The organism is Micromonospora noduli (assembly GCF_003264365.1).
In the GTDB taxonomy this organism is placed as follows: domain Bacteria; phylum Actinomycetota; class Actinomycetes; order Mycobacteriales; family Micromonosporaceae; genus Micromonospora; species Micromonospora noduli.
Genome location: NZ_PYAK01000010.1, coordinates 115,680 through 140,104, shown reverse-complemented (window position 1 = coordinate 140,104; position 24,425 = coordinate 115,680). Strand labels below are relative to the sequence as shown.

Genomic DNA, 24,425 nt, shown 5'->3' with positions numbered 1-24,425 from the left:
CGTGGCGAGCCGCCCCTCGGACGGCACGGAGCTGCGGCGCCGGTGGGTGCGGAGTCTCCGGCGTGGCGAGGTGCCGCATCTCCTGTTGTCGTCCTTTGGAGCTGATGTCGTAGACGAATCAGCCGAAGCGCCCCAACTGTCGGCGTCACCCCGGCCGCTGATGTCGCAGACGATTCAGCTCCAAAGGAGGCGAGGAGTATGACCACCGCCCGCTGGCTCGCTGAATACGCCTGGCTGCCCGAGCACGCCGAGCCCACGCCCGACGTGCTCATCGAGGTCGAGGACGGCAGGATCGCCGCACTCACACCGCTGGCGGAGACCGGCGGCCCGGCCGCCGGCGTCGAGGTGTTGGGCGACGCCACCCGGGTGCCCGGCCTCACAGTGCCCGGCCTCGCGAACGCGCACTCGCACGCCTTCCACCGGGCGCTGCGCGGGCGCACCCACGGTGGGCGGGGTGACTTCTGGACCTGGCGGGACCAGATGTACGCCGTCGCGGACCGGCTGGACCCGGACACCTACCTCGCTCTGGCCCGGGCCGTCTACGCCGAGATGGCGCTCGCCGGGATCACCTGCGTGGGCGAGTTCCACTACCTGCACCACCGACCGGACGGCGGCGCCTACGACGACCCGAACGCGATGGGCGATGCGCTGGTCGAGGCCGCCGCGCACGCCGGGATCCGGCTCACAGTGCTGGACGCCTGCTACCTGACCTCCGGCGTGGACGGTCGGCCCCTCGCCGGGCCGCAACGCCGCTTCGGCGACGGCGACGCGGGCCGCTGGGCCGAGCGGGCCGCCGCGTTCCAGCCGTCGGACCCGCACGCCCGGGTCGGCGCGGCCGTGCACTCGGTACGGGCCGTCCCGGCCGATCAGTTGCGCACTGTCGCCGACTGGGCCCGGGAGCGGCAGGCGCCGCTGCACGTGCACCTCTCCGAGCAGCCCGCCGAGAACGACGAGTGCCGGGCCGTGCACGGGCGTACGCCCACCGCGCTGCTCGCCGAGCACGGCGTACTCGGGCCGCACACCACCGCCGTCCATGCCACGCACCCCACCAGCGCGGACCTGTCACTGCTCGCCGACAGCCGGACCGGGGTGTGCCTCTGCCCGACCACCGAGCGGGACCTCGCCGACGGCATCGGCCCGGCCCGCCGGATGGCCGACGCGGGCATCCGATTGAGCCTCGGCAGCGACAGCCACGCCGTGATCGACCTGTTCGAGGAGGCCCGGGCGGTCGAGCTGGACGAGCGGCTGCGTACCCGCCGGCGTGGTCACTTCGCGCCGCTCGACCTGCTGAACGCAGCCGGCGTCGCCGGGCACGCCGCGCTGGGCTGGGCCGACGCCGGGAGGATCGCGGTGGGCGCCCGAGCCGACCTGGTGACGGTACGCCTGGACAGCGCCCGCACCGCCGGAGTGCCGCCGGTGGGCGCGTTCTTCGCCGCCAGCGCGGCGGACGTCGAGCAGGTAGTGGTGGACGGCCGGGTGGTGGTGGCCGAGGGCCGACACCTGACAGTGGACGTGCCGGCCGAACTGTCGTCCGCGATCGAGGCGGTGACGCCCGTATGAGCGGCAGCCTGCTGGTCGACAACATCGGGCAGCTGGTCACCAACGGTGCCGGCGAGGGCCCGCTCGGCATCCGCCGCAACGCCGCAGTGCTGGTCGAGGAGGGCCGGGTGGTCTGGGTCGGGCCGTCCGCGTACGCGCCGGCCGCCGACCATCACGTCGACGCCGGCGGTGCCGCCGTGCTGCCCGGTTTCGTGGACAGCCACGCCCACCTGGTCTTCGCCGGAGATCGGGCCGCCGAGTTCGCCGCCCGGATGGCCGGTCAGCCCTACACCGGCGGCGGCATCCGGACCACTGTCGGCGCGACCCGGGCCGCCACCGACGACGAGCTGCGTGCCACAGTGCGCCGGCTGCGCGGGGAGGCGCTGCGCCAGGGCACCACGACCATGGAAATCAAGAGTGGGTACGGCCTGACCGTCGCCGACGAGGCCCGCTCGCTGCGGATCGCCGCCGAGACCAGCACCGAGACCACCTTCCTGGGCGCGCACGTGGTGCCCGCCGAGTACGCCGACCGCCCCGACGACTACGTGGGGTTGGTCTGCGGGCCGATGCTGGCCGCCGCCGCTCCGTACGCCAAGTGGATCGACGTGTTCTGCGAGCGGGGGGCCTTCGACGTGGACCACGCCCGCGCCATCCTGGCCTGCGGTCGGGCCGCCGGGCTGGGCGTACGGCTGCACGCCAACCAGCTCGGCCCCGGCCCCGGGGTGCAGTTGGGCGTGGAGCTGGACGCGGCCAGCGTCGACCACTGCACCCACCTGAGCGACGCCGACGTGGCCGCGCTGGCCGACACAGCCCACAGCGACGGGTCGGGCACCCGCACGGTGGCGACCCTGCTGCCCGGCGCTGAGTTCTCCACCCGCTCGCCGTACCCGGACGCCCGCCGGCTGCTCGACGCCGGTGTCACAGTGGCGCTGGCGACGGACTGCAACCCTGGCTCGTCGTACACCTCGTCGATGCCGTTCTGCGTGGCCCTCGCGGTCCGCGAGATGCGGATGACCCCGGCGGAGGCGGTCTGGGCCGCCACCGCCGGTGGCGCGCGGGCGCTGCGCCGCGACGACATCGGTGTCCTCACCCCCGGCGCGCGGGCCGACCTGGTCGTCCTCGACGCGCCGTCGTACCTGCACCTGGCCTACCGGCCCGGTGTCCCCCTGATCCGCCAGGTAATACGCAACGGAGCACTGCAATGACGCACGTGACCATCCAGCCCACCGGTATCACCGCCGACGACGTGCTCGCGGTGGCCCGCGGCGCCGCCACTGTCGTCCTCGCCCCGGCCACCATCGACGCGATGGCGACCAGCCGGGCCATCGTGGACGGCATCGAGTCGTCGGGCCGTCCCGTCTACGGGGTCTCCACCGGGTTCGGCGCGTTGGCCAACACCTTCATCGCCCCCGAGCGGCGGGCCGAGCTGCAACACGCGCTGATCCGCTCGCACGCCGCCGGGGTGGGCGCCCCGATGCCGCGCGAGGTGGTCCGGGCCATGATGCTGCTGCGGGTCCGGTCCCTCGCCCTGGGCCGATCCGGGGTCCGGCCGCTGGTCGCGGAAGCCCTGGTCGACCTGCTCAACCACGACATCACCCCCTGGGTGCCGGAGCACGGCTCGCTGGGCGCCTCCGGTGACCTGGCGCCGCTGGCGCACTGCGCGCTGGTGCTGCTCGGCGAGGGCTGGGTGCTCGGGCCGGCCGGTGAGCGGCAGGACGCGGCCGACGCGTTGACCGCCGCCGGGCTCAAGCCGATCGAGCTGGCCGCCAAGGAGGGGCTGGCGCTGATCAACGGCACCGACGGCATGCTCGGCATGCTGCTGCTGGCCATCAACGACGCGGCACACCTGTTCGCCATGGCCGACGTGACGGCAGCGCTGGCCATCGAGGCGATGCTCGGCTCGGAGCGGCCGTTCCTGCCCGAGCTGCACGCGATCCGGCCACACCCCGGTCAGGCGGCGTCGGCGGCGAACATCCACCGCCTGTTGCAGGACTCCCGGGTGATGGACTCGCACCGCGACGACCTGGCGCACGCCGTGCAGGACGCGTACTCGATGCGCTGCGCCCCGCAGGTGGCCGGCGCGGCCCGCGACACCCTGGACTTCGTCCGCACCGTCGCCGGCCGGGAGCTGGTGTCAGTGGTGGACAACCCGGTGGTGTTGCCGGACGGCCGGGTCGAGTCGACAGGTAACTTCCACGGCGCGCCGCTCGGCTTCGCCGCGGACTTCCTCGCCATCGCCGCCGCCGAGGTGGGCGCGATCGCCGAACGGCGGGTCGACCGGCTGCTCGACGTCACCCGCTCCCGGGAGCTGCCGGCGTTCCTCTCCCCCGACGCCGGGGTCAACTCCGGGCTGATGATCGCCCAGTACACGGCGGCCGGGATCGTCGCTGAGAACCGTCGACTGGCCGCCCCCGCCTCGGTGGACTCGCTGCCCACCAGCGGAATGCAGGAGGACCACGTCTCGATGGGCTGGGCGGCGGCCAAGAAGCTGCGTACCGTGCTGGACAACCTGACCAGCCTGCTCGCCGTGGAACTGCTGGCCGGCGTACGCGGCCTCCAGCTGCGCGCCCCGCTGGAGCCGTCCCCGGCCGGCCGGGCGGCCGTCGCCGCCCTCGGTGCGGCAGCCGGCGAGCCTGGCCCGGACGTGTTCCTCGCCCCGGTGATGGAGGCGGCCCGTGCCGTCGTCGCCGGGCCGGACTTGCGCGCCGCCATCGAACGGGAGGTTGGCCCGCTGGGCTAGTCTCCGGCGGGTCGCTGTCGTCCGCCGCGGGTCAGGCGGCGGGCGGCAGCACCTCGTGCCCGTCAGGCGGCGGGCGGCAGCACCTTGGCGATCAGTTTGGCCAGCTCGCGCAGCGCCTTGCCCCGGTGACTGATGGCGTCCTTCTCCGCCGGGGTCAGCTCGGCGTTGGTCCGGTCCTGTCCGTCGCCCAGGAAGATCGGGTCGTAGCCGAACCCGCCGTCACCGCGCGGCGCGCGCAGCACCCGCCCGGACTGCCGGCCGTCGACGAGGTGCTCCTTGCCGCCGGGCAGCACCAACGCCACGGTGCAGACGAACGAGGCGGCCCGCTGCTCGTCCGGGACGTCGGCGATCTGGTCCAGCACCAGCTGAAGGTTGGCCCGGTCGTCGCCGTGCTGGCCGGACCAGCGGGCGCTGAACACCCCCGGCATGCCGTTGAGCGCGTCGACCGCGAGCCCGGAGTCGTCGGCGATGGTCGGCAGCCCGCTCTGCCGGCAGCCCTCCCGCGCCTTGATCAGCGCGTTCTCGCCGAAGGTCAGGCCGGTCTCCGGCAGCTCCGCGTACTGCTCGACGTCGTCCAGCCCGAGCAGGGCGATCCGGTGCGCGCCGAGCGCGCCGTCCAGGATCCGCTGTAGCTCGACCAGCTTCTTGCGGTTACGGGTGGCGAGCAGGACCTTGTTCATGCTGAGACACCTTTGTTCGCGACTGCGGGGCTCGCAAGCTTCCTCGCGCTCACGCGAGGGCCTTCCGCTGGGCTTCGGCCAACTCGGCGCAGCCGGCGACGGCCAGGTCGAGCAGGGCGTCGAGCTGGTCGCGGGCGAACACGCCCGCCTCGCCGGTGCCCTGCACCTCGACGAAGTCGCCCGCGCCGGTGCACACCACGTTCATGTCCACCTCGGCGGCGACGTCCTCCTCGTAGCAGAGGTCGAGCCGGGCCTCCCCGGCGATGACCCCCACGCTGACCGCGGCCACCGAGCGGTGCATCACCTTCTCCGGCTTGCCGGCCAACGACTTGCGGGCGGCAAGCCAGCCCACCGCGTCGTGCAAGGCGACGTACGCGCCGGTGATCGCGGCGGTGCGGGTGCCGCCGTCGGCCTGGAGCACGTCGCAGTCGAGCACTATCGAGTTCTCGCCGAGCGCCTTGAGGTCGATGCTGGCCCGCAGACTACGGCCGATCAACCGGGAGATCTCGTGGGTACGGCCACCGACCCGACCCTTGACGCTCTCCCGGTCCGAGCGGGTGTTGGTGGCCCGGGGCAGCATCGCGTACTCGGCGGTCACCCAGCCGAGCCCGGAGCCCTTGCGCCAGCGGGGCACCCCCTCGGTGACGCTCGCCGTGCAGAGCACCCGGGTGCCGCCGAACTCGACGAGCACCGAGCCCTCCGGATGGGTGCTCCAGCCTCGGGTCAGGGTCACCGGTCGAAGTTGAGAGGGCCCTCGCCCGTCAGGTCGCGCCATCCCTGCACCCTATGCGGTGCGGCGATCAACCTCGCTCGGGGTGCCCCGGAGAACGTCCGCGCCGTGCACACCGACGAACCCGGCGACCGCCGCCGGGCCTCGCGAACCGCGCGTGCCGCGTCAGACGTCGTAGCTGGCGCCGGGCCGGACCACCTCGAGCGGCCCGGTGTACGCGGAAGCGGCCGACTCCAACGTGTGCGCCTCGCTGCCCCAGGCGGGCACCAGGTGGGTGAGCAGCAGCCGACCCACCGCGGCCTTGGTCGCCGCCTCGCCAGCCTCCCGACCGGTCAGGTGCAGATCCGGCGGATTGTCCATGCCGTCGAGGTAACTGGCCTCGCAGAGGAACACGTCGGCGTTCTGGGCCAGCCGCAGCAGCGCCTCACAGGGCGCGGTGTCCGACGAGTAACACAGCGAACGGCCGTCGTGCTCCAGCCGCACACCGTACGTCTCGACGGGGTGGTTGACCCGGTCGACGGTGACGGCGAACGGGCCGATCGGGAACGTGCCCGGCTGGAGCGCGTAGAACTGGTACACGTCCTCCACCGAACCGTCGTCGCCGTACGCGGCGCTGAGCCGGTCCGGTGCGCCGGCTGGCGCGTACACCGGCAGCGCCGGGTAGGGGCCGTCCGGGGCGTACCGCCGCACCACCACGTACAGCACGGCGTCGAACATGTGGTCACAGTGCAGGTGGGTCAGCAGGATGGCGTCCGGGGCGTGCAGCCCCGCGTACCGCTGGAGGCTTGACAGCGACCCCGAGCCGAAGTCGACCAGGAGCCGAAAGCCGTCGGCCTCGACGAGGTAGGCCGAGCAGGGCGACTCGGGGCCAGGGAAACTGCCGGCGCTTCCCAGAACGGTCAGTCGCATCGAGTGGTCTCGCTGTCACTATCAGTAGCACCCGCGCCGGCGATGGTCCCGGCCATGATCTCTACCGACGCGTACGCCACGCTGCGCAGCCTACGCTGGCGTACCCGACAGCAAGAATCATCCAACGGAAGTTGTCACGAACGTGACACCCGCTCGCGGTACGCCGGGAAGCGCACGGGCCGTCGACGAATGTCGACGGCCCGTAGTCGGCAGACCAGATCGGTCAGGCCCAGAGCTGCCCGTCCAGGGCGTCCTCGGCATCGGCGAGGGTGCCGCCGTACGCGCCGGTGGACAGGTACTTCCACCCGCCGTCGCAGACCACGAAGGCCACATCGGCCCGCCGGCCGTCGCGCACCGCCTCGTGCGCCACCGCCAACGCGGCGTGCAGGATCGCACCGGTGGAGAACCCGGCGAAGATGCCCTCCACGTCCACGAGCTGGCGGGTACGCAACACCGCGTCCCGGGTGCCGACCGAGAACCGCCGGGAGAGCACCGAAGCGTCGTAGAGCTCCGGAACGTACCCCTCGTCGATGTTGCGCAGGCCGTAGACCAACTCGCCGTAGCGCGGCTCGGCGGCCACGATCTGAATGCCCTCGACCTTTTCCCGCAGGTAACGCCCGGTGCCCATCAGGGTGCCGGTGGTGCCCAGCCCGGCCACGAAGTGCGTGATGCTGGGCAGGTCGTGCAGCAGCTCCGGCCCGGTCGTCTCGTAGTGCGCCCGCGCGTTCGCCTCGTTGCCGTACTGGTAGAGCATCACCCAGTCCGGGTGCTCGACGGCGATCTGCTTCGCCGTGGCGACCGCCTGGTTGGAACCACCCGCCGCCGGCGAGAAGATGATCTCAGCCCCGTACATCCGGAGCAGTTGCACCCGCTCGGTGGAGACGTTCTCCGGCATCACGCAGACCAGCCGGTAGCCGCGCAGCTTCGCCACCATGGCCAAGGAAATGCCGGTGTTGCCACTCGTCGGTTCGAGGATGGTGTCACCCGTGCGGAGCCGGCCAGCCTCCTCCGCCGCCCGGACCATGAACAGCGCCGCGCGGTCCTTGATGCTGCCGGTGGGGTTGCGGTCCTCCAGCTTGGCCCAGAGCCGCACCGGAGGGGCCCCGTCGGGCACCGTCGGGGAGAGCCGGGGCAGGCCGACCAGCGGCGTACCCCCGCAGGCGTCGAGCAGACTGTCGTACCGCGCCATGGCGGCCGACCTCAGCGAGCCGCGACGGCGTCGCGGGCCACCGCGGCGGCGGCACTCTGCGAGCTGATGCTGTGCGAGCTGATCGCCGCTGCGGCGGCGAAGCCGAACGCGCCGCCGGCCACCGCAGGCAGGATGGTGACGCTGTCGCCGTCGGAGAGCTTCGCGTCGAGCGCGCCGAGGAAGCGGACGTCCTCGTCGTTCACGTAGACGTTGACGAAGCGGTGCAGCGTGCCCGCGTCGGTGATCAGCCGGCCGCGCAGACCGCCGTGCCGGGAATCCAGGTCGGTGAGCAGGTCGGCGAGCGTGTCGCCGGTGCCGTCGACGACCTTGGCGCCGCCGGTGTAGCTGCGCAGGATGGTGGGGATGCGAACCTCAATAGCCATGATGTGGAACTCCTCGATCGGGTGTGCCTACGGTGACGGGACGAGACGGCTGCGGCGCTGACAGGTCAGCGGCCGGAACACTCGTAATCGACCGTCGCCGGGCTCTGCCCGAACATGTAGGACTGGACGGCGTGCGGGTCGACACCGGCCTCCACGACACGGACCGGCTCCTCGGTGACCACGCCGTCGACGATCCGGAACGACCGGATCTCCTCCGAGTCGGGCTCACGGGTCGACACGAGCAGGTAGTGCGCCCCCGGCTCACCGGCGAAGGAGACATCCGTCCGCGACGGGTACGCCTCGGTGGCGGTGTGCGAGTGGTAGATGACGACGGGCTCCTCGTCCCGGTCGTCCATCTCCCGCCACACGCGCAGGTGCTCCATCGAGTCGAACTCGTAGAACGTCATCGACCTCGCGGCATTGTCCATCGGGATGTGCCGGGTCGGGGTGTCGCTGCCGACGGGACCGGCGACCACGCCGCACGCCTCGTCAGGGTGATCCCGGCGCGCGTGGGCGACGATCGCGTCAATGATCGACCGGTCGATGCTCAGCACGTGCACCAGCCTAACGCCTGCCGGGCACGGGCCGAAGTGGTGCCGGTCACCCCTAGTCGATCAAGGCGTTGAGCAGCGACTCCTGTAGATATCCGAGATAGGCGTAGACCGAAAGCTGGAACACCCGGCTGGAACCCGGGTCCTCAGCGACCGCGTCGTCCAACTCCTCGCCCAGATCCGTGCCGTCCTTGATCTCCAGGCGGACGCCCATCGCGAGCCGGGCGTCGTTCAGTGCCCGCAACCACGCCTCGGCGGCCTCGGCGTCCAGCCGCACCTCGCCACCGGCGTCGTCCGGCAACGCGGCCAGGATCGCCCCCGCCTGATCGATCTTCGCGGTCTTCAGGTCGCCCTCGGTGTAGCGGCGAAACTCGGCGGTGCCCGGAGCGTCCTGTGGGTAGACCGCCGGAAAGAGCCGACCGACCACCGGGTCGGTGTGGTCGAAGCCATCGGTGAGCAGACCCACCACCTCGGAGGCGACCTTGCGCAGCACCCGCACCTCGTCGACGGCGAAGACTGCGACGTAGTGACCGGCCTGGCGATGGAACATGCTCATGATCTGTCCACCGTCGCCCACAGCCCGTACGCGTGCAGCTGCGACGCGTCGTGCTCCATCCGTTCGCGGGCACCGGTGGAGACCACGGCACGACCCTTGTGGTGCACGTCCAGCATCAGCTGTTCGGCCCTCTCCCGGCTGTAGCCGAAAAGCTTCTGGAAGACCCAGGTCACGTACGTCATCAGATTGACCGGGTCGTCCCACACGATCGTCACCCACTGCCGGTCGGACGCCGGCACCTCGTCAGTGTCCGGCGTCTCGACCGGTGCAACCTGCGGAGCCGCCATGCCCCCCATCGTGCCACCGGTTTCCCGGAACCGAGGAACCGGAACGCCGGCCCGGCGCGGATCACCCACCCCGGGCCCTCCCGACCCGCCCCGGCCGCCATCGGAGGTGGGGTCCGGCCCGGACCCGGACCAACCGGTGGGCGCGCCGTCAGGCGAGCAGAATGCCGTGATCGACTGCATCGGAGAGCACCACGCCCAGCGAGAGGCGGATCACCTCGAACCGTCGGGAGATCTCCCTGGACAACCCCAACTCGACCTCGCGCACCGCCCGCTGGGACCAGGCCCGCGCCGCGCTGTGGTCGCCGTTGCCGGGCGTACGCCACTGCTGCCAGCACCCGCCGGAGAGCGCCACCGCAATGGGCGGGAGCACCTCGTCCCGGGACGCCACTGGATAGCTGGCGGCGGCGTCGATCGCCTCCAGGCCGGTCAACTCGGCCACGCCGGCCGTGCTGGTGATCAACAACACCTTGTCCAGTTCGTGGCCGGGCCGGTGATCGGCCAGGCCGTACTGCACCGCGGCGGCGATCCGGCGGCGCACGCCTTCGGCCGGCGGCGCGCCGAGCACCTGGGACGCGACGTCGGTCATGATGCCGCGCACCGCCTGATCGCACTGCGCGGTGGCCAACAACGACAACGCCGCCATCTCCCGGTCGAGGAGATCCGGTAGGCCGGCACAGCCGACTCCGAACACGATCTCCTGAACGGCCCGAAGGTGGATGTTCGCCAACTCCAGGGCGAGGTGCTGGCGGATCCGCTGAGCACACGAGCGGGTGTGGCGGTCGAGCCGCTCGGACCAGTCACCCGGATCGGCGGCCACGGCGACGCGGCCCTGCTGGCCCGGCAGGACCGGTGGATCGACGCTGGCCCGCTGCAACCCCTCACGCGACGCCCAACCCACCAGCGCCCGCCGCAGGTCGGCGGCGGTGTCGGCGCCGTCGACCGGGAACCACCGCGCGCCGGCCAGCGCCGGCACCGCGGCCAGGAGTGCCGCCCGATGTGCCTCCACCGTCACCGCGACCGCGTCCACCTCGGTCTCCGCGCCCCCGACCGGCGGGACGGACGCCCCCGCGCCCTCCGTAGTCGCCGTGCCGTCGGCCAGCGGAGCCCACCCCGCCGCGCCGGGGGTGACCGCGAAGACGACCTCCACCGAGGTTGGGGCGACTTCGGCGAGCAGGTTCAACTCGGCGGCGGTGAAGGCCTGGTCGGCGGCGATCACGAAGAGCAGCGCGCCGGCTCGGCCCGCCGCTTCGAGCAGCACCCGGGTGCCGGACACGCCGAGGGTGGCGGTGTCCGGAACATCGACCAGGGTGAAGTGCCGCAGCAGCGGCTGGGGCACGCTCAGCTCGACCCGCCGGGGCGGGCGGGCCAACGCCGGACCGGCGGCGTCCCGGTCCGCGCCGTACGAGTGCGGCTGGCGGTAACCGGGCACGAACGCCGCGCGGGTGGGCACCTTGGCGTCGCGCACCACCAACCAGCTGCCCGCCGGCACGGTGAGCATGACCGGGTCGAGCTCGAGCAGGGTGGCGAGCACGGCACGCCGCTCGGCACCGGCCGGACCGACGGCGACCACACCGAGCGGCTCGTCCGGGGCGGCGCCGGACACGCCGACCCGGGTGGGGAGAGGGCCGCAGATGGGTAGGTCGGTTGGGCCGGTCATGTCGTCCGGCGAGTCGACCGAGGGGAGAGGGCCCTGCTTCATCAGGTGCCTCCCGTTGCAGGTGACCGTGGGTCCGGTCGCGAAAATTCCGGTGCGTCAACCCGGATGTTCCGAAGACTACGGGCGGGCTGGCGACCGGGCGGAACACCTCGAATACTCACGGGTAATTGTGCGAATACTCAACTTCGCACCGTGACGGTGCGGGCGCGGACGGATTCCGGTCGATATGCTGCGCGAATGAGTCGATGGGAGTTCGTCGGCCGCACGGGTGAGCTCAACCGCCTGCTGGAGGCGGTGACCGGTGAGGCCGGCCGCGGGCTCTTCTTCAGCGGCAGCGCTGGCATCGGCAAGAGTCGGCTGCTGCGCGAGGGCGTGGGCGCGTTGCCCCCCGACCGGTTCGCGATCTGGTCCATCGCCGCCAGCGCCACCACCGCGGCGCTGCCGTTCGGAGGGCTGGTCCAGGTCCTCCCCGCCGAGCAGCCCCAGGGCCTCTCCCCCGCCGGCATCCTGCGCTGGGCGCTCAACGTGCTGCAACAGCAGGCGGCCGGCCGGCGGATCGTGCTCGCCATCGACGATGCCCACCTGCTCGATCCCCCCTCGGCCGCACTTGTGCACCTGGTCGCCCGCGCCGAGAACGCCACAGTGGTCGGCACCCTGCGCGACGGCGAGCAGATCCCGCTGCCGATCCGCGCACTCTGGACCGACGACCTGGTCGAGCACGTCGAGCTGACCCCGATGCCGCAGGAGGAGACCACCGACCTGCTGGCGGCGATCCTGGGCGGCCCGGTCGACGCCGGCTCCGCCGACCGGCTCGGCCGGCTGTCGGCCGGCAACCCGCTGCTGCTGCGCGAGCTGGTGCACGCCGCCAACGGCAGCGCCGAGTTGAAGCGCACGTACGGGATCTGGAAGTGGACCGGGCGACTGGAACTGGCGCCCAACCTGACCGACCTCATCGACACCCGGGTCGGCAAGCTCACCGACGGCGTCCGCGCAGTGGTCGAGCTGGTCGCGTTCGGCGAACCACTGGGCCTGCACCTCCTGAGGCAGGCCGCCGAGCAGTCGGACGTGGAGACCGCCGAGGAACGCGGGCTGATCACCGTCATTCAGCACGACCGCCGCACCAACGTCCGGCTGGCGCACCCGCTCTACGGCGAGGTGATGCGCCGCCGCTGCCCGGTCAGCCGCACCCGCCGACTTCAGGCACACCTCGCCGAGCTGCTTGAGCAGGTCGGCAAACGCCGACGCGACGACCTGTTGCGGGTGGCCGTCTGGCGACTCGACTCGGGCACCGCACAGGATCCGGCTCTGCTGCTGGACGCAGCGGTACAGGCGTTCACCCGCTACGACGTGCCGCTGGCGACCCGCCTGGCGCGGGCCGCACTGAACGCCGACGGCGGCTACGACGCGGCGGAGCTGCTGGCCACCATCCTGATGTTCGCCGACCGGCCCGACGAGGCGATCGACGTCCTCGACGCGGTCACCCCCGAGCCCGGCGACGAGCGGCGGCTCTGCCGCTGGCTGACCGTACGCGGCATGGTCAGCTACTGGGGGCTGAGCCAGGAGTCCACCGTGGAGGAGATCGCAAGCCGGGTCGAGCAGCTCAGCGACTCCGCCGACCGCTCCCGGGTGCACGCCTTCGAGGCGATCATGCGCCTGCACCGACTGGACACGACCACCGCGGTGCAGCTCAGCCGACGGGTACTGGACCGGCCGGCGGCCGGCGTCGCCGCCCGCGAGCTGGCCCGTTCCACCATCGCGTACGTCCAGGCCGCGCAGGGCGAGCTGACCCGCAGCGGTACGGCGATCGCCCAGGTGCACTCGGCCGCGGCGAACTGGCGCACCGACATGCCGTACCTCCAGTTGGCCCTGGAGCTGGCCCGAGGCACCCGGCTCATGCTCACCGGCGACCTGGCCGGGATCGACGCGATCGTGGCCGACGAGTTCGCCGACCTCGCCGGAGCCGGCGACTTCCGCCTCGGCACCGGCTACCTGGCCATCCTCCAGGCGTACGCGGCCCGGCTGCGCGGGCAGAGCGACGCGGCCCTGCGGACCTCCCTGGGTGCCTGCGCGGTGCTGGCCACGAGTCGGGTCTACGCCGGTCTGGCTCAGGCCGAACGCGCCCAGGCGGCGGCGCTGCGCGGTGACGCCGCGCAGGCGGTTTCGGCGATGGCCGAAGCCGACCGCACCCACTCGCCGGGCATGGCGGTGCTCTACCCGTGGCTGGAGCAGGCCCGGGGCGCGACGCTCGCCGCCTCGGGCGACCTGCCGGGCGCTGTCAAACACCTCGCTGACCTGGTGGACCGGCTGCGCTCGGACGGCTTCGCCGGGCACGAGGTGCATGTCCTGCACGACCTCGTCCGACTCGACCAGGCGGGCATGGCGGTCGGCCCCACCTGCTCCGACGGAGGTCGGCGCACCGTCGCGCAGCGCCTCGCCGAGCTCTCCGAGCGGGTCGACGGGGTGCTCCCGCCGCTGCTGGCCCGACACGCCCGCGCCGCGGTGACCGATTCCCCCACCGATCTGCTCGCGGTCGCCGACGACTATGCCGCCCTGGAGTTGACCGTGTACGCCGCCGAGGCCACCTCCCAGGCCGTCCAGCGGCTGCGCCGGCAGCACTCGGCTGCCGCCAACGACGCCCGGGAGCGCCTCGCCGGGTTGCTCGGGCGTTGTGACCTGATCCGGACGCCGGCGCTCCAGGCGGGCGCGCCCGTGCTCACCGAGCGGGAGTGGCAGGTGGCGCGCCTCGCCGCGCACGGCGCTCCCAGCCGGGCCATCGCCGAACGGCTCTACCTTTCGGCGCGCACTGTGGAGAACCACCTCCAGCGGATCTACGCCAAGCTCGGCGTCACCGGCCGGGCCGAGCTGTGGGCGGCGTTGCGCTCGATCCCGGGCCACGACGGCGGCGACCCGAGCTGAACCTTAGGCTGGGGCGGTGAGCAACCACCGCCCCGCGCTCCTGACCGACCACTACGAGCTGACCATGGTCAGCGCGGCACTGAAGGACGGCACCGCCGACCGCCGGTGTGTCTTCGAGGTGTTCAGCCGCCGGCTGCCCAGCGGCCGCCGGTACGGCGTGGTCGCCGGGACGGCCCGGCTGATCGAGCTGATCCGCGACTTCCGGTTCGACCCCGCCGAGGTCGAGTTCCTGCTGCGGACCGGGGTGGTCGACGAGACGGCGGCGGCGTGGCTCACCGACTACCGCTTCACCGGCGACATCGACGGGTACGCCGAGGGTGAGCTGTTCTTCCCCGGTTCACCGATCCTCACCGTCTCCGGCGGCTTCGCCGAATGTGTGGTGCTGGAGACGCTGGCGCTGTCCGTGCTCAACCACGATTGCGCGGTGGCCGCCGCAGCGGCCCGGATGGTGACCGCGGCGCGGGGCCGGACGCTGATCGAGATGGGGTCGCGTCGGGCACACGAGGAGGCGGCGGTGGCCGCGGCGCGGGCCGCGTACCTGGCCGGGTTCCGGTTCACGTCCAACCTCGCCGCCGGCGCGCGCTACGGCATCCCGACGGCGGGCACGGCGGCGCACGCGTTCACCCTGCTGCACGACGACGAGCGGGCGGCGTTCGCCTCGCAGGTCGCCACGCTGGGCAAGGACACCACCCTGCTGGTCGACACGTACGACATCAGCCAGGGCATCCGCAACGCCATCTCGGTGGCCGGGCCGGACCTGCGGGCGGTACGGATCGACTCCGGCGACCTCGCGGTGATCGCTCAGCAGTCCCGGGAGTTGCTCGACTCGCTGGGCGCCACCGAGACCAAGATCATCGTTTCCGGTGACCTGGACGAGTACGCGATCGCCGCGCTGGCCGCCGAACCGGTGGACATGTACGGCGCCGGCACGGCCGTGGTCACCGGCTCCGGGGCACCGACCGCCGGGCTGGTCTACAAACTGGTCGAGGTCGAGGGACGGCCGGTGGTGAAGCGCTCGGAGCACAAGGCCACCATCGGCGGCCGGAAGGTCGCGGTCCGCCGGCACAAGCCGACCGGCACCGCCACCGAGGAGGTCATCGTCCCGCAGGGCGTTCCCGACCGGCAGCCCAACGACCGCCTGCTCCAGCAGTCGTACGTGGTCGCCGGTGAGTCGGTGCCGCTGCCCACCCTCGACGAGTCACGGGAGCACCTGCGGGAGTGCCTGATCTCCATCCCGTGGGAGGGACTGAAGCTGTCTGTGGGCGATCCGGCAGTGCCGGTCACCGTCGTACCCGCTGCCTGAGTCATCCCCGAGCGCCACCGACCGACCGTGCGGAGAGAGGAAACCCCCCGATGGCCAACGCGCTGATCATCGTGGATGTGCAGAACGACTTCTGCGAGGGCGGCTCGCTGGCCGTCGCCGGCGGCGCAGGGGTGGCCGCCGGCATCTCCCGGTTACTCGCCGCCGAGCCGGACCGGTGGACGCACGTGGTCGCCACCAAGGACTACCACGTCGACCCGGGCCCCCACTTCGGCGATCCGCCGGATTTCGTGGAGTCCTGGCCCCGGCACTGTGTGGTAGGCACCACCGGTTCGGAGTTCCACCCGGAACTGGACACCGCCCGGGTCGAGGCGATCTTCCACAAGGGCGAGCACGCGGCGGCGTACTCCGGTTTCGAGGGGCATGCCGACGACGGCGAGTGCCTGGCCGACTGGCTGCGCCGGCGCGACGTGGACCGGGTCGACGTGGTCGGCATCGCCACGGACCACTGCGTCCGGGCGACCGCGCTGGACGCCGCCCGGGAGGGTTTCGCCACCACCGTGCTGCTGGAGTTGACCGCCGCCGTCGCCCCGGCGACCACCGACGTGGCCCTGCGCGCGATGGAAGGCGCCGGGGTGATCATGCACGGCCAGCCTGTGATCAGGGCCGCATGAGGCGCTAATTGGTTGGCCAACGGGCCGCCGCCGGTCGAGGATGTCGCCGGAGGTACGGACCCACGTGAACATGAAGCCTTACCGGCGGGCGCTCGCTCTGCCCGGCCTGCGGTCGCTGCTGGTGGTCGCCGTCCTCGCCCGCATCCCGCTCACCGCGACCGGGGTGACGCTGACCTTCCACGTGGTGCTCGACCTCGATCGGGGCTACGGGGCTGCCGGCCTGGTGGGTGCGGCGGTCACCGTGGGCGCGGCGATCGGCGGGCCGCTGCTCGGCCGACTCGTGGACCGGCGTGGACTGCGCCCGGTCCTGGTGCTCACCGCCATCGCTGAGGCGATCTTCTGGTCCACCGCGCCGACGCTGGCGTACCCCGTGCTCCTGCCGGCCGCCTTCGTGGCCGGCTCGCTGGCCCTGCCCATCTTCTCCGTGGTCCGTCAGTCGATCGCCGCGCTGGTCCCGGAGGAGCAACGCCGCCCGGCCTACGCACTGGACTCGATGTCGGTGGAGCTGTCCTTCATGATCGGCCCGGCGCTGGCGGTGGCCCTGGTCACCGCGATCTCCGCGCAGACCACCATGTATCTGGTCGGTGGCGGCATCGTCGCCGCCGGGATCGCCCTGTGGGTGGTCAACCCACCGATCCGGGAGGCCACCGAGCCCACCGGCCCCCAACGCCGGGTGCCGCGCCGGGAGTGGCTGACCCCCCGACTGCTCGCCGTCCTGGCACTCAGCGCCGCGGCGACCCTGGTGCTCGGCGGCACCGACGTGGCGGTGGTCGCCGTTCTGCGGGCCAGCGGCGAGGTCGGGTGGACCGGCGCGGTCCTGGCCATCTGGGCGGTCGCCTCGCTGGCCGGCGGTTTCGCGTACGGGGCAGTGCACCGCTCGTTCTCCCCGCTGGTACTGACCGCCGCGCTGGCCCTGTGCACCATTCCGGTGGGGCTGGGCGGTGCGCACTGGTGGCTGCTGTGCCTGGCGCTGATCCCCGCCGGCGCGCTGTGCGCGCCGACCATCGCGGCCGGCTCGGACGCGGTCAGCCGCCTGGTTCCGGCCGAGGTACGCGGTGAGGCGATGGGTCTGCACGGTTCCGCGGTCACCGTCGGCATCGCGGTCGGCGCCCCGCTCGCCGGCGCGGTGATCGACGCCAGCGCGCCACTCTGGGGCTTCGTGGTAACCGGTGCGCTCGGCGCGCTGGTCACCCTGGTGGTGCTCCCGATCGAGCTGCGCCGCCGCCGCATCGCCGAAGCGGCCACCCCGCCGCCCGCCGAGGCCGATCTCACCTCCGCCGCCCACTGACGACCCCGGCGTCAGCGAAGCTGAAGCTCGGCGTCCCCAACCGGTCCCTCGCTGCGCTGTCCAACGCGGCCGTGGAGCGTCGAAACGGCCTGCGTGCTGCTCTGGCGGACCGACGCAGCGCCCACGCTGGTAGGCGATCCACCTCGACCGCCCGACAGACGGCACACATGCTCACGGCAGATATACCTGTGAGGCATATTTATGACTCACAGGTATATCGCTCATCAGCACTACCGTCACCTGGAGATCCGGCCACGCAGGTGCGACGCAGGTGCGACGCGGGCCCGCCGGACCAGACGGAGCCAAGCGGACCCAGATGGCGACGGGCGCCGCTCCCGGTGTCCCGGGGGCGGCGCCCGTCGTACTGCTGAGCTTGAGCGTCAGTGCCGGTCGGCGTCGCTCGCGGTGTCCTCGCGGTAGCTGGCTCCGCCGTCCGACTCGCTGGTGAGCGGCTTGGCGCCACCCTCCGGCGGGCCGGCCAGGCTCTGGCCACCGGCCGCCAACTCCGGGAACTTCGCGTCGAACGCCGGCCGCTCGGAGCGGATCCGGGGCATCCGGTCGAAGTTGCGCAGCGGCGGCGGGCTGCTGGTCGCCCACTCCAGCGAGTTGCCGTGACCCCAGGGGTCGTTCACCTCGACCACCGGGCCGGTCTTGTACGACTTCCAACAGTTGTAGATGAACGGCAGCGTGGAGATACCGGTGATGAACGCGCCGATCGTGGAGATCGTGTTCAGCGTGGTGAAGCCGTCGCTGGGCAGGTAGTCGGCGTACCGACGGGGCATGCCCTCGTTGCCGAGCCAGTGCTGCACCAGGAACGTGGTGTGGAAACCGATCATGGTGAGCCAGAAGTGCACCTTGCCCAGGCGCTCGTCGAGCATCCGGCCGAACATCTTCGGGAACCAGAAGTAGATGCCCGCGAAGACCGCGAACACGATGGTGCCGAAGAGCACGTAGTGGAAGTGCGCCACCACGAAGTACGAGTCCGACACGTGGAAGTCGATCGGCGGGCTGGCCAGCAGCACACCGGTGAGACCACCGAAGAGGAAGGTGACCAGGAAGCCGACCGCCCAGAGCATGGGCGTCTCGAAGCTGATCTGGCCCCGCCACATGGTGCCGATCCAGTTGAAGAACTTCATACCGGTCGGCACGGCGATCAGGTAGCTCAGGAAGCTGAAGAACGGCAGCAGCACCTGGCCGGTGGCGAACATGTGGTGCGCCCAGACGCTCATGGAGAGCGCGGCGATCGCGACGGTCGCGGCGACCAGACCCTTGTAGCCGAAGATCGGCTTGCGGGAGAAGACCGGGATGACCTCGCTGATGATGCCGAAGAACGGCAACGCCACGATGTAGACCTCGGGGTGCCCGAAGAACCAGAACAGGTGCTGCCAGAGCATCGGCCCACCGGTTGCCGGGTCGTACACGTGCGCGCCGAGGATGCGGTCCGCGGCGAGCGCGAAGAGCGCGGCGGCCAGCAGCGGGAAGACCAGGATCACCAGGAGGCTGGTGACCAGGATGTTCCACGTGAAGATCGGCATCCGGAACATGGTCATGCCGGGCGCGCGCAGGGTCAGCACCGTGGTGATCATGTTCACGGCGCCGAGGATGGTGCCCAGGCCGGAGATGGCCAGACCCATGATCCACATGTTGGCGCCGACGCCCGGCGAGTGCTCGACGCTGCTCAGCGGCGCGTACGCGAACCAGCCGAAGTCAGCGGCGCCACCCGGGGTGATGAATCCGGCGGTCGCCATCGTCCCGCCGAACAGGTACAGCCAGTAGGCGAAGCTGTTCAGTCGGGGGAAGGAGACGTCAGGCGCGCCGATCTGGATCGGCACGATGTAGTTCGCGAACGCGAACACGATCGGCGTCGCGAAGAACAGCAACATGATCGTGCCGTGCATCGTGAAGAGCTGGTTGTACTGCTCAGGCGACAGGAACTGCAGCCCGGGTCGGGCCAGCTCAGCACGCATGACCAGGGCCATCAGGCCACCGATCATGAAGAACACGAACGCGGTGACCATGTACATGATCCCGATTTGCTTCGCGTCCGTGGTTCGCAGCAGCCGCGCGATGGCCGACCCCTTGACCGGCTCCCGGACCGGCCAGGGCCGGGTCACGACCGGCTTGGGTGCGACGGTGGTCACGAGTGGCCTCCGGTTCTCGGTTGTCCCGCTCGGCACACGCTGGTTATCGGCGGGCCGTCATCCGCAAGGAGGATAGTCCCCGGCAGGTCGCAGCGCCGCGTGGGGTGGCGTGACACGATCTACTACGGGCCTACAGCGGGCCGAGCAGGAGCCGGTAGTGCTCCCCGAAGATCCGGTCGCCGCGTCCGCGCAGCAGCGGGTCGCGCAGCGCCGGCGGCACGTCCCTGGTCCGGTTGCGGTCCCGGGTCCGGTCCCGCACCCATCGGGTACGCGGACGGCGACGACTTTCGTACGCCACGAGCGCCGCCTCCACGCTGTTGGCGGCGCGCAGCGACTCGGCCAGCACCACGGCGTCCTCCAGGGCCATGGCCGCACCCTGCGACAGGGTCGGCGCGGTGGCGTGCGCCGCGTCGCCGACCAGCAGGACGCGCCCCCGGTACCAGCGGCCCAACTCCACCTCGTCGGTGATCCCGACGTGCACCTCGTCGAGGGCTGCCAGCACCTCGGGTACCGGGCCGCGGTAGTCGGCGAAGAGATCCCGCAGCCGGGCCAGCGGGTCGGCGGGTTCCTCGGTGCCGGCCTCGTCGGCGTAGAGGTGCAGCCGCCCGGCGCCGATCGGCACCATCAGGAACCCGGAGCGCTGGCCGAGCAGTGCGGTCCACTCGGTGACCGGTGGACCGTCGCGCAGGACGGCCCGGTAGACCACCTGCCCGACCGGGCGTGGTGGCCCACCGAGCGCGGCCAGCGCGCGGACCGAGGAGCGTGGCCCGTCGGCGCCGATGACCAGGTCGTACTCCGTGGTGGTGCCGTCGGTGAAGGTGACGCCGACCGCGCCCGGAAGGAGGTCCAGGGTGCGGACCTCGGCGCCGTGCCGGACGGCGCCTCCGGCACCACTGAGCAGCACCCGGTGCAGGTCGGCCCGGGGCAGCGCCCGGCACTCGCCGACGCCGGTCCAGAGTGCGTCGAGGTCGACCTCGCAGAGTTGCGCGCCCGCGGCGTCGAAGAACCGCTGCCGGCGGATCACCTGCCCGATCGGCCGGACCGGGTCGTGCAGGTCGAGCCGGTGCAGCGCGCGGGCGGCGTTGCCGGGCAGGTAGAGACCGGTCTCGGTGGACTCCCCCGGCGGCAACTTGTCGGTGACGTCGGGCCGGAAGCCTGCCAGGCGCAGCGCCCGGGCCACGGCCAGGCCGGCGATGCCCGCGCCGACGACGAGGATGCGTAGGGGGGAGCCACCCATGGTGGTGTACGCCTCCGGAGGGGGAGCGGCACGCGTTGGAGGCAACACGCTACTCGGAGCGATCGACGCACACCAGGCCCAATCGGTCCGCACCCCGCCGCCCGTCGGTGACCCGCGCCGCTTGGCTGGCCGTCCGCCGCCAGCCGTCCGGCGGGACATGGCAATCCTCACAATTCACCAGTTCGACCCGTACGGTTGCGCACCAGTTTCAGACATGTAAATGTGTCGTTGAGCGTGGGAGCGCTCCCGCACTGCCCCACCACATCCGGCGCCCGGCACGCGCCGAGTCAAGGAGTGTCATGAAACGTCAACTTCGGGCCCTGGCCGCCGCCGGGTTGCTGGTCGCCAGTTCCCTGGTGGCAGTAGCCCTCGGCGGCAGCGCCTCCGCCGACACCCAGATCTGCGAACAGTACGGCTCGACAGTCATCCAGGGCCGCTACGTGGTGCAGAACAACCGCTGGGGCACCACCGCCCAGCAGTGCATCAACGCCACCAGCAACGGCTTCGAGATCACCACCCTGAACGGCAGCAGCCCCACCAACGGGGCGCCCACGGCGTACCCGTCGGTGTTCTTCGGTTGTCACTACACCAACTGCTCCCCCGGCACGAACCTGCCGATCCAGGTGAGCCAGATCAGCAGCGCCACCAGCAGCATCTCCTACCGCTACGTCAGCGGCGCCACCTACAACGCGTCGTACGACATCTGGCTGGACCCATCGCCCAAGCGGGACGGGGTGAACCAGATGGAGATCATGATCTGGCTCAACCGGCAGGGCCCGATCCAGCCCATCGGCTCGGTCGTCGGCACCACGAACCTGGCCGGCCGCACCTGGGAGGTCTGGCGGGGCAGCAACGGCTCCAACAACGTCATCTCCTACGTCGCGTCGTCGGCGATCTCCAGCCTGAACTTCAGCGTGCTGGACTTCATCAACGACACCCGCAACCGGGGCGCGATCACCAACTCCTGGTACCTGACCAGCATCCAGGCCGGCTTCGAGCCGTGGCAGGGCGGCGTCGGCCTCGCGGTGACCTCGTTCTCGGCCAACGTCAACGGTGGCGGCAACCCCACCAACCCACCTCCGACGACCCCGCCGCCGGGCGGTGGCGCGGGCTGCGCGGTGAAGTACACGGCGAACTCGTGGAACAACGGCTTCACGGCCGACGTGCAGATCACCAACACCGGGTCCAGCGCGATCAACGGTTGGACGCTCACCTACAGCCTGCCCGGCGGGCAGCAGGTGACCAACGCCTGGAATGCCACTGTGAGCCAGAGCGGGTCGACGGTGACCGCCCGCAACACCGGCCACAACGGGTCGGTCGCACCCGGGGGCACTGCCAGCTTCGGCTACCAGGGGACGCTGAGCGGGTCGTACTCGTCGCCGACCAGCTTCTCGCTCAACGGGGCAACCTGCTCCCGCTCCTGAACTGTCGTGGGGGCGCGACCAAGCGGCCGCGCCCCCACTCAGGAGATCCACTCGGGTTCCTTGAAGTCGGGGCGTCCTCGCACGTGGGACACCCCGACTTCCGGGAAGTCGAGTCGATCAAGCCGGGCCGGGCGCGTCAAGCCGCGGCGGGTGCCGTCAAGGTCAGACGCGGGTGAGGCGTACGGCGTCGGCGACGACCAGGCCGGTGGCGTTGCTCCACCGGCTCACGCCGACCCGGTTGGCGTCACCGGCCGGGAGTGTGAACGTGCCGAGGATTCGCCACTGCCCGCCGGTGGCCCGTTGGTCGACCCGGACGGTCTGGTTGCCGGTGCTGGTGGCGACGATGTACGGGGCGGCGCTGTTGTAGCCCGAGTTCGCCGGCCACCAGGCCTCGACCCGGTAGTTGGCGGTGGCCGGGACGTTGAACCGGTACCACGCGACATCGCTGGCGGCGACCGGGTCCGCGTAGCGGTAGTCGGCGCCGTAGCGCTGACTGGAGTACGACGACACACCCCAGTTGGCGCTGGCGGTGAACCGACCGCTGGTGGTGTTGTCCACGGTGGAGGACCAGGCTGTGCCGCCGCCGGCCATTCTCGCCGCCACGTCGGCGCGCATGACGTTCAGGTCGATGAAGGACGGGTCGATCTTGCCGGTGGTGCTGGTCTCCCGGTGGCCCCGGGCGTAGCTGCTGTCCCGGCCGAGCCGGGTGAGCACGGCGGCGGTGGCGGCGAGCGACGCGTTGTACTGCGCGGCGGTCATCTCCTGGTTGACGCCGTTGTAGTCGATCTCCCACCCGATCATCAGGGTGTTGCCGTCCCCGGCCGGGATCGGTCCGCTGCCGCCGCTGACCCCGGCGTGGTTGCACCGGCCGGCGGAGATGACGTGGAAGACGCCGTTGTAGTCGACGAGCGCCTGGCACAGCGGCCCCGGCAGGTCGGACCGGCCGTTGATGCAGATGCCGAGCGCCGGGTGCGGGTTGCTGGCGCTGGAGGTCGAGGCGGTGTGGTGCCAGAGCACCCCGATCGGGTCGAACGAGCCGGGCCGCATCCGGTTGAGCCAGTCCCCCTCGACCACGACCTGGACCCCGGCGGCGCGCAGCACGTCCACCAGCCAGGGAATCGTCGCCATCAGGCGTCCTGAAGCAGGTCGGCGAGGCACTCGGCCTTCGGCGCGGCGTTCGCGGCGGCGGGTCGGGCGACGACGGTCAGCGCGGCGACCAGCAGGGCGGGGATGCCGAGCACCCCACGGCGGCGCAGACGGATGGACGGGGTTCGGGCCATGGCGATCCTCCAGCGACGGCAGGTACGAACGGATCGACGAACGTGATGACGGGGACGCTATACCGTCATGTGCGTCGATGTCGATACCCTTCATTGCTGGGTCGCCGGCTGAAGGAAACCGCCGATTCAGACCTCGCCGAGCGCGTCGATGTCGCGCATCTCCTCCGCCGTGAGCGAGAAGTGGAAGACGTCGAAGTTGGCGGTGATCCGCTCCGGGGTCACCGACTTCGGGATCACCACGATCTCGTGGTCGATGTGCCACCGCAGCACCACCTGCGCCGGGGAGACGCCGTGCGCGGCGGCGATCCTGGTCAGCACCGGGTCACTGAGATCGCTGGTCTTGAACGGGCTGTACCCCTCCAGCACCACGCCCCGGTCCCGGTGCTCGGCGTGCCGCTGCCGGTCGTACAGCGACGGGCTCCACCGGATCTGGTTGACCGCCGGGTTCTCCTCGGTGGACTGGATCAGCTCGTCGATCTCGGCGGTGCTGTAGTTGCTCACCCCGACCGCGCGGGCGAGGTTCTCGTCCCGGGCGGCGAGCAGCTCGCGCCAGAGCGGGATGCTGTCCCCCGGCGACGACGGCGGCCAGTGGATCAGCCACAGGTCGACGTGCTCGACCCCGAGCGCCTCCAGGCTGGCCTCCAGCGTCGCGCGCTCCCGGCCCACCCGGTCCGGCGGGAGCTTGGTGGTGATGAAGAGATCCTCCCGGCGCAGTCCGCTCTCCCGCACCGCCCGACCGACCTCCCGCTCGTTGCCGTACACGGTGGCGGTGTCGAGGTGCCGGTAACCGGTGTCGAGCGCGGCCAGCACGGCGTCGTAACCGGCCTGGCCGGTGGCCTGCCAGGTGCCGAAGCCGAGCAGGGGCATCCGCACGTCACCGGGGAGCAGGGCGGTGGGCTGGTCGGTGTGGTCCATGAGGTCCGTTCTACCCCGCCGCGCCCCCGACCGCCGAGCGAACCGGACACTCCGGCGTCCAGCGCACC

General features: G+C 71.7%; 22 protein-coding genes. 8 read left to right on the top strand and 14 right to left on the bottom strand.

The genetic code is table 11. From position 1 onward, the window contains the following. The first annotated feature begins 198 nt into the window (after positions 1-198). Genes GUI43_RS11060 through hutH form a run of 3 tightly spaced genes read left to right on the top strand, consistent with a single transcriptional unit; the run spans position 199 to position 4,279 of the window. Entirely contained in the window at positions 199-1,560 is a 1,362-nt protein-coding gene (locus GUI43_RS11060; protein WP_112698736.1) for a formimidoylglutamate deiminase, read from the top strand. Further along, positions 1,557-2,744, top strand: a complete 1,188-nt coding sequence (hutI, locus tag GUI43_RS11055; protein WP_112698735.1) for an imidazolonepropionase — start codon at positions 1,557-1,559, stop codon at positions 2,742-2,744. The genes GUI43_RS11060 and hutI overlap by 4 nt, the downstream gene beginning before the upstream one ends. After that, positions 2,741-4,279: a histidine ammonia-lyase gene (gene hutH / locus GUI43_RS11050; RefSeq protein ID WP_112582227.1), complete on the top strand. Its 1,539-nt coding sequence runs from the start codon at positions 2,741-2,743 to the stop codon at positions 4,277-4,279. The genes hutI and hutH overlap by 4 nt, the downstream gene beginning before the upstream one ends. 62 nt (positions 4,280-4,341) lie before the next feature. Here the strand turns inward: hutH and rdgB are convergent, their stop codons facing one another. The 9 genes from rdgB to GUI43_RS11005 all read right to left on the bottom strand — a co-directional run bounded on the left by rdgB (position 4,342) and on the right by GUI43_RS11005 (position 11,263). Next, entirely contained in the window at positions 4,342-4,959 is a 618-nt protein-coding gene (gene rdgB / locus GUI43_RS11045) for an RdgB/HAM1 family non-canonical purine NTP pyrophosphatase (RefSeq protein ID WP_091393561.1), read from the bottom strand. A 49-nt stretch (positions 4,960-5,008) separates the two neighbouring features. After that, on the bottom strand, positions 5,009-5,734 hold the full coding sequence (rph, locus tag GUI43_RS11040; RefSeq protein ID WP_091393564.1) for a ribonuclease PH: 726 nt from the start codon (positions 5,732-5,734) through the stop codon (positions 5,009-5,011). 120 nt (positions 5,735-5,854) lie between these two features. Beyond that, the gene (locus GUI43_RS11035; protein WP_030331266.1) at positions 5,855-6,598 is read right to left on the bottom strand and encodes an MBL fold metallo-hydrolase; all 744 of its coding nucleotides are present in this window, start codon (positions 6,596-6,598) and stop codon (positions 5,855-5,857) included. Between the two features lie 223 nt (positions 6,599-6,821). Then, on the bottom strand, positions 6,822-7,787 hold the full coding sequence (locus GUI43_RS11030; RefSeq protein WP_112582229.1) for a PLP-dependent cysteine synthase family protein: 966 nt from the start codon (positions 7,785-7,787) through the stop codon (positions 6,822-6,824). 11 nt (positions 7,788-7,798) lie between these two features. Then, the gene (locus GUI43_RS11025; RefSeq protein WP_112698734.1) at positions 7,799-8,170 is read right to left on the bottom strand and encodes a MoaD/ThiS family protein; all 372 of its coding nucleotides are present in this window, start codon (positions 8,168-8,170) and stop codon (positions 7,799-7,801) included. Between the two features lie 65 nt (positions 8,171-8,235). Then, a complete protein-coding gene (locus GUI43_RS11020; protein ID WP_030487200.1) occupies positions 8,236-8,724 on the bottom strand; it encodes a M67 family metallopeptidase in 489 nt (162 codons plus the stop codon). Positions 8,725-8,776: 52 nt separating this feature from the next. Then, complete coding sequence (locus tag GUI43_RS11015; protein ID WP_091393575.1) at positions 8,777-9,277, bottom strand: DUF2017 domain-containing protein; 501 nt, start codon at positions 9,275-9,277, stop codon at positions 8,777-8,779. Then, positions 9,274-9,564 carry an ATP-dependent Clp protease adapter ClpS gene (gene clpS / locus GUI43_RS11010; protein WP_088946433.1) on the bottom strand — a complete coding sequence of 97 codons (291 nt, stop codon included), beginning with the start codon at positions 9,562-9,564 and terminating at the stop codon, positions 9,274-9,276. The genes GUI43_RS11015 and clpS overlap by 4 nt, the downstream gene beginning before the upstream one ends. Positions 9,565-9,712: 148 nt before the next feature. Beyond that, positions 9,713-11,263, bottom strand: coding sequence for a P-loop NTPase family protein (locus GUI43_RS11005; RefSeq protein ID WP_112582232.1), 1,551 nt, complete (start codon positions 11,261-11,263; stop codon positions 9,713-9,715). A 195-nt stretch (positions 11,264-11,458) separates the two neighbouring features. Between GUI43_RS11005 and GUI43_RS11000 the strand changes: the two genes are divergently transcribed. The 4 genes from GUI43_RS11000 to GUI43_RS10985 are packed head-to-tail and all read left to right on the top strand — an operon-like array spanning position 11,459 to position 17,360. After that, positions 11,459-14,137: a LuxR C-terminal-related transcriptional regulator gene (locus GUI43_RS11000; RefSeq protein ID WP_112698733.1), complete on the top strand. Its 2,679-nt coding sequence runs from the start codon at positions 11,459-11,461 to the stop codon at positions 14,135-14,137. A gap of 16 nt (positions 14,138-14,153) precedes the next feature. Continuing rightward, positions 14,154-15,440 carry a nicotinate phosphoribosyltransferase gene (locus tag GUI43_RS10995; protein ID WP_112582235.1) on the top strand — a complete coding sequence of 429 codons (1,287 nt, stop codon included), beginning with the start codon at positions 14,154-14,156 and terminating at the stop codon, positions 15,438-15,440. Positions 15,441-15,490: 50 nt separating this feature from the next. Beyond that, on the top strand, positions 15,491-16,072 hold the full coding sequence (locus GUI43_RS10990; protein ID WP_112601792.1) for an isochorismatase family protein: 582 nt from the start codon (positions 15,491-15,493) through the stop codon (positions 16,070-16,072). A gap of 40 nt (positions 16,073-16,112) precedes the next feature. Next, positions 16,113-17,360 carry an MFS transporter gene (locus GUI43_RS10985; RefSeq protein ID WP_112698732.1) on the top strand — a complete coding sequence of 416 codons (1,248 nt, stop codon included), beginning with the start codon at positions 16,113-16,115 and terminating at the stop codon, positions 17,358-17,360. 380 nt (positions 17,361-17,740) lie between these two features. Here GUI43_RS10985 and ctaD read toward each other — a convergent pair whose 3' ends face one another. Continuing rightward, positions 17,741-19,501, bottom strand: coding sequence for an aa3-type cytochrome oxidase subunit I (ctaD, locus tag GUI43_RS10980; protein WP_091393593.1), 1,761 nt, complete (start codon positions 19,499-19,501; stop codon positions 17,741-17,743). A 130-nt stretch (positions 19,502-19,631) separates the two neighbouring features. Next, positions 19,632-20,738, bottom strand: a complete 1,107-nt coding sequence (locus GUI43_RS10975; RefSeq protein WP_112582240.1) for an FAD-dependent monooxygenase — start codon at positions 20,736-20,738, stop codon at positions 19,632-19,634. Between the two features lie 299 nt (positions 20,739-21,037). On the opposite strand from GUI43_RS10975, the gene GUI43_RS10970 reads away from it, so the two are divergent. After that, on the top strand, positions 21,038-22,162 hold the full coding sequence (locus GUI43_RS10970; protein WP_112582241.1) for a glycoside hydrolase family 12 protein: 1,125 nt from the start codon (positions 21,038-21,040) through the stop codon (positions 22,160-22,162). Between the two features lie 162 nt (positions 22,163-22,324). Here GUI43_RS10970 and GUI43_RS10965 read toward each other — a convergent pair whose 3' ends face one another. The 3 genes from GUI43_RS10965 to GUI43_RS10960 form a co-directional block, all read right to left on the bottom strand. Continuing rightward, positions 22,325-23,290 carry a golvesin C-terminal-like domain-containing protein gene (locus GUI43_RS10965; RefSeq protein WP_112582243.1) on the bottom strand — a complete coding sequence of 322 codons (966 nt, stop codon included), beginning with the start codon at positions 23,288-23,290 and terminating at the stop codon, positions 22,325-22,327. Beyond that, positions 23,290-23,442 carry a hypothetical protein gene (locus GUI43_RS33830; protein ID WP_170158707.1) on the bottom strand — a complete coding sequence of 51 codons (153 nt, stop codon included), beginning with the start codon at positions 23,440-23,442 and terminating at the stop codon, positions 23,290-23,292. The genes GUI43_RS10965 and GUI43_RS33830 overlap by 1 nt, the downstream gene beginning before the upstream one ends. Positions 23,443-23,568: 126 nt before the next feature. Continuing rightward, a complete protein-coding gene (locus GUI43_RS10960; RefSeq protein WP_112601796.1) occupies positions 23,569-24,357 on the bottom strand; it encodes an aldo/keto reductase in 789 nt (262 codons plus the stop codon). Between the last annotated feature and the right edge of the window lie 68 nt (positions 24,358-24,425).

Coding starts and splice junctions, on each gene's coding strand:
- hutH (WP_112582227.1), top strand. CDS start 2,741: ATGACGCACGTGACCATCCAGCCCACCGGTATCACCGCCGACGACGTG.
- GUI43_RS11005 (WP_112582232.1), bottom strand. CDS start 11,263: ATGAAGCAGGGCCCTCTCCCCTCGGTCGACTCGCCGGACGACATGACC.
- rph (WP_091393564.1), bottom strand. CDS start 5,734: ATGGCGCGACCTGACGGGCGAGGGCCCTCTCAACTTCGACCGGTGACC.
- GUI43_RS11000 (WP_112698733.1), top strand. CDS start 11,459: ATGAGTCGATGGGAGTTCGTCGGCCGCACGGGTGAGCTCAACCGCCTG.
- GUI43_RS10960 (WP_112601796.1), bottom strand. CDS start 24,357: ATGGACCACACCGACCAGCCCACCGCCCTGCTCCCCGGTGACGTGCGG.
- GUI43_RS11025 (WP_112698734.1), bottom strand. CDS start 8,170: ATGGCTATTGAGGTTCGCATCCCCACCATCCTGCGCAGCTACACCGGC.
- GUI43_RS10975 (WP_112582240.1), bottom strand. CDS start 20,738: ATGGGTGGCTCCCCCCTACGCATCCTCGTCGTCGGCGCGGGCATCGCC.
- GUI43_RS10990 (WP_112601792.1), top strand. CDS start 15,491: ATGGCCAACGCGCTGATCATCGTGGATGTGCAGAACGACTTCTGCGAG.
- GUI43_RS11015 (WP_091393575.1), bottom strand. CDS start 9,277: ATGAGCATGTTCCATCGCCAGGCCGGTCACTACGTCGCAGTCTTCGCC.
- GUI43_RS10965 (WP_112582243.1), bottom strand. CDS start 23,290: ATGGCGACGATTCCCTGGCTGGTGGACGTGCTGCGCGCCGCCGGGGTC.
- GUI43_RS11035 (WP_030331266.1), bottom strand. CDS start 6,598: ATGCGACTGACCGTTCTGGGAAGCGCCGGCAGTTTCCCTGGCCCCGAG.
- rdgB (WP_091393561.1), bottom strand. CDS start 4,959: ATGAACAAGGTCCTGCTCGCCACCCGTAACCGCAAGAAGCTGGTCGAG.
- GUI43_RS11030 (WP_112582229.1), bottom strand. CDS start 7,787: ATGGCGCGGTACGACAGTCTGCTCGACGCCTGCGGGGGTACGCCGCTG.
- clpS (WP_088946433.1), bottom strand. CDS start 9,564: ATGGCGGCTCCGCAGGTTGCACCGGTCGAGACGCCGGACACTGACGAG.
- GUI43_RS10970 (WP_112582241.1), top strand. CDS start 21,038: ATGAAACGTCAACTTCGGGCCCTGGCCGCCGCCGGGTTGCTGGTCGCC.
- GUI43_RS33830 (WP_170158707.1), bottom strand. CDS start 23,442: ATGGCCCGAACCCCGTCCATCCGTCTGCGCCGCCGTGGGGTGCTCGGC.
- GUI43_RS10985 (WP_112698732.1), top strand. CDS start 16,113: ATGTCGCCGGAGGTACGGACCCACGTGAACATGAAGCCTTACCGGCGG.
- GUI43_RS11060 (WP_112698736.1), top strand. CDS start 199: ATGACCACCGCCCGCTGGCTCGCTGAATACGCCTGGCTGCCCGAGCAC.
- hutI (WP_112698735.1), top strand. CDS start 1,557: ATGAGCGGCAGCCTGCTGGTCGACAACATCGGGCAGCTGGTCACCAAC.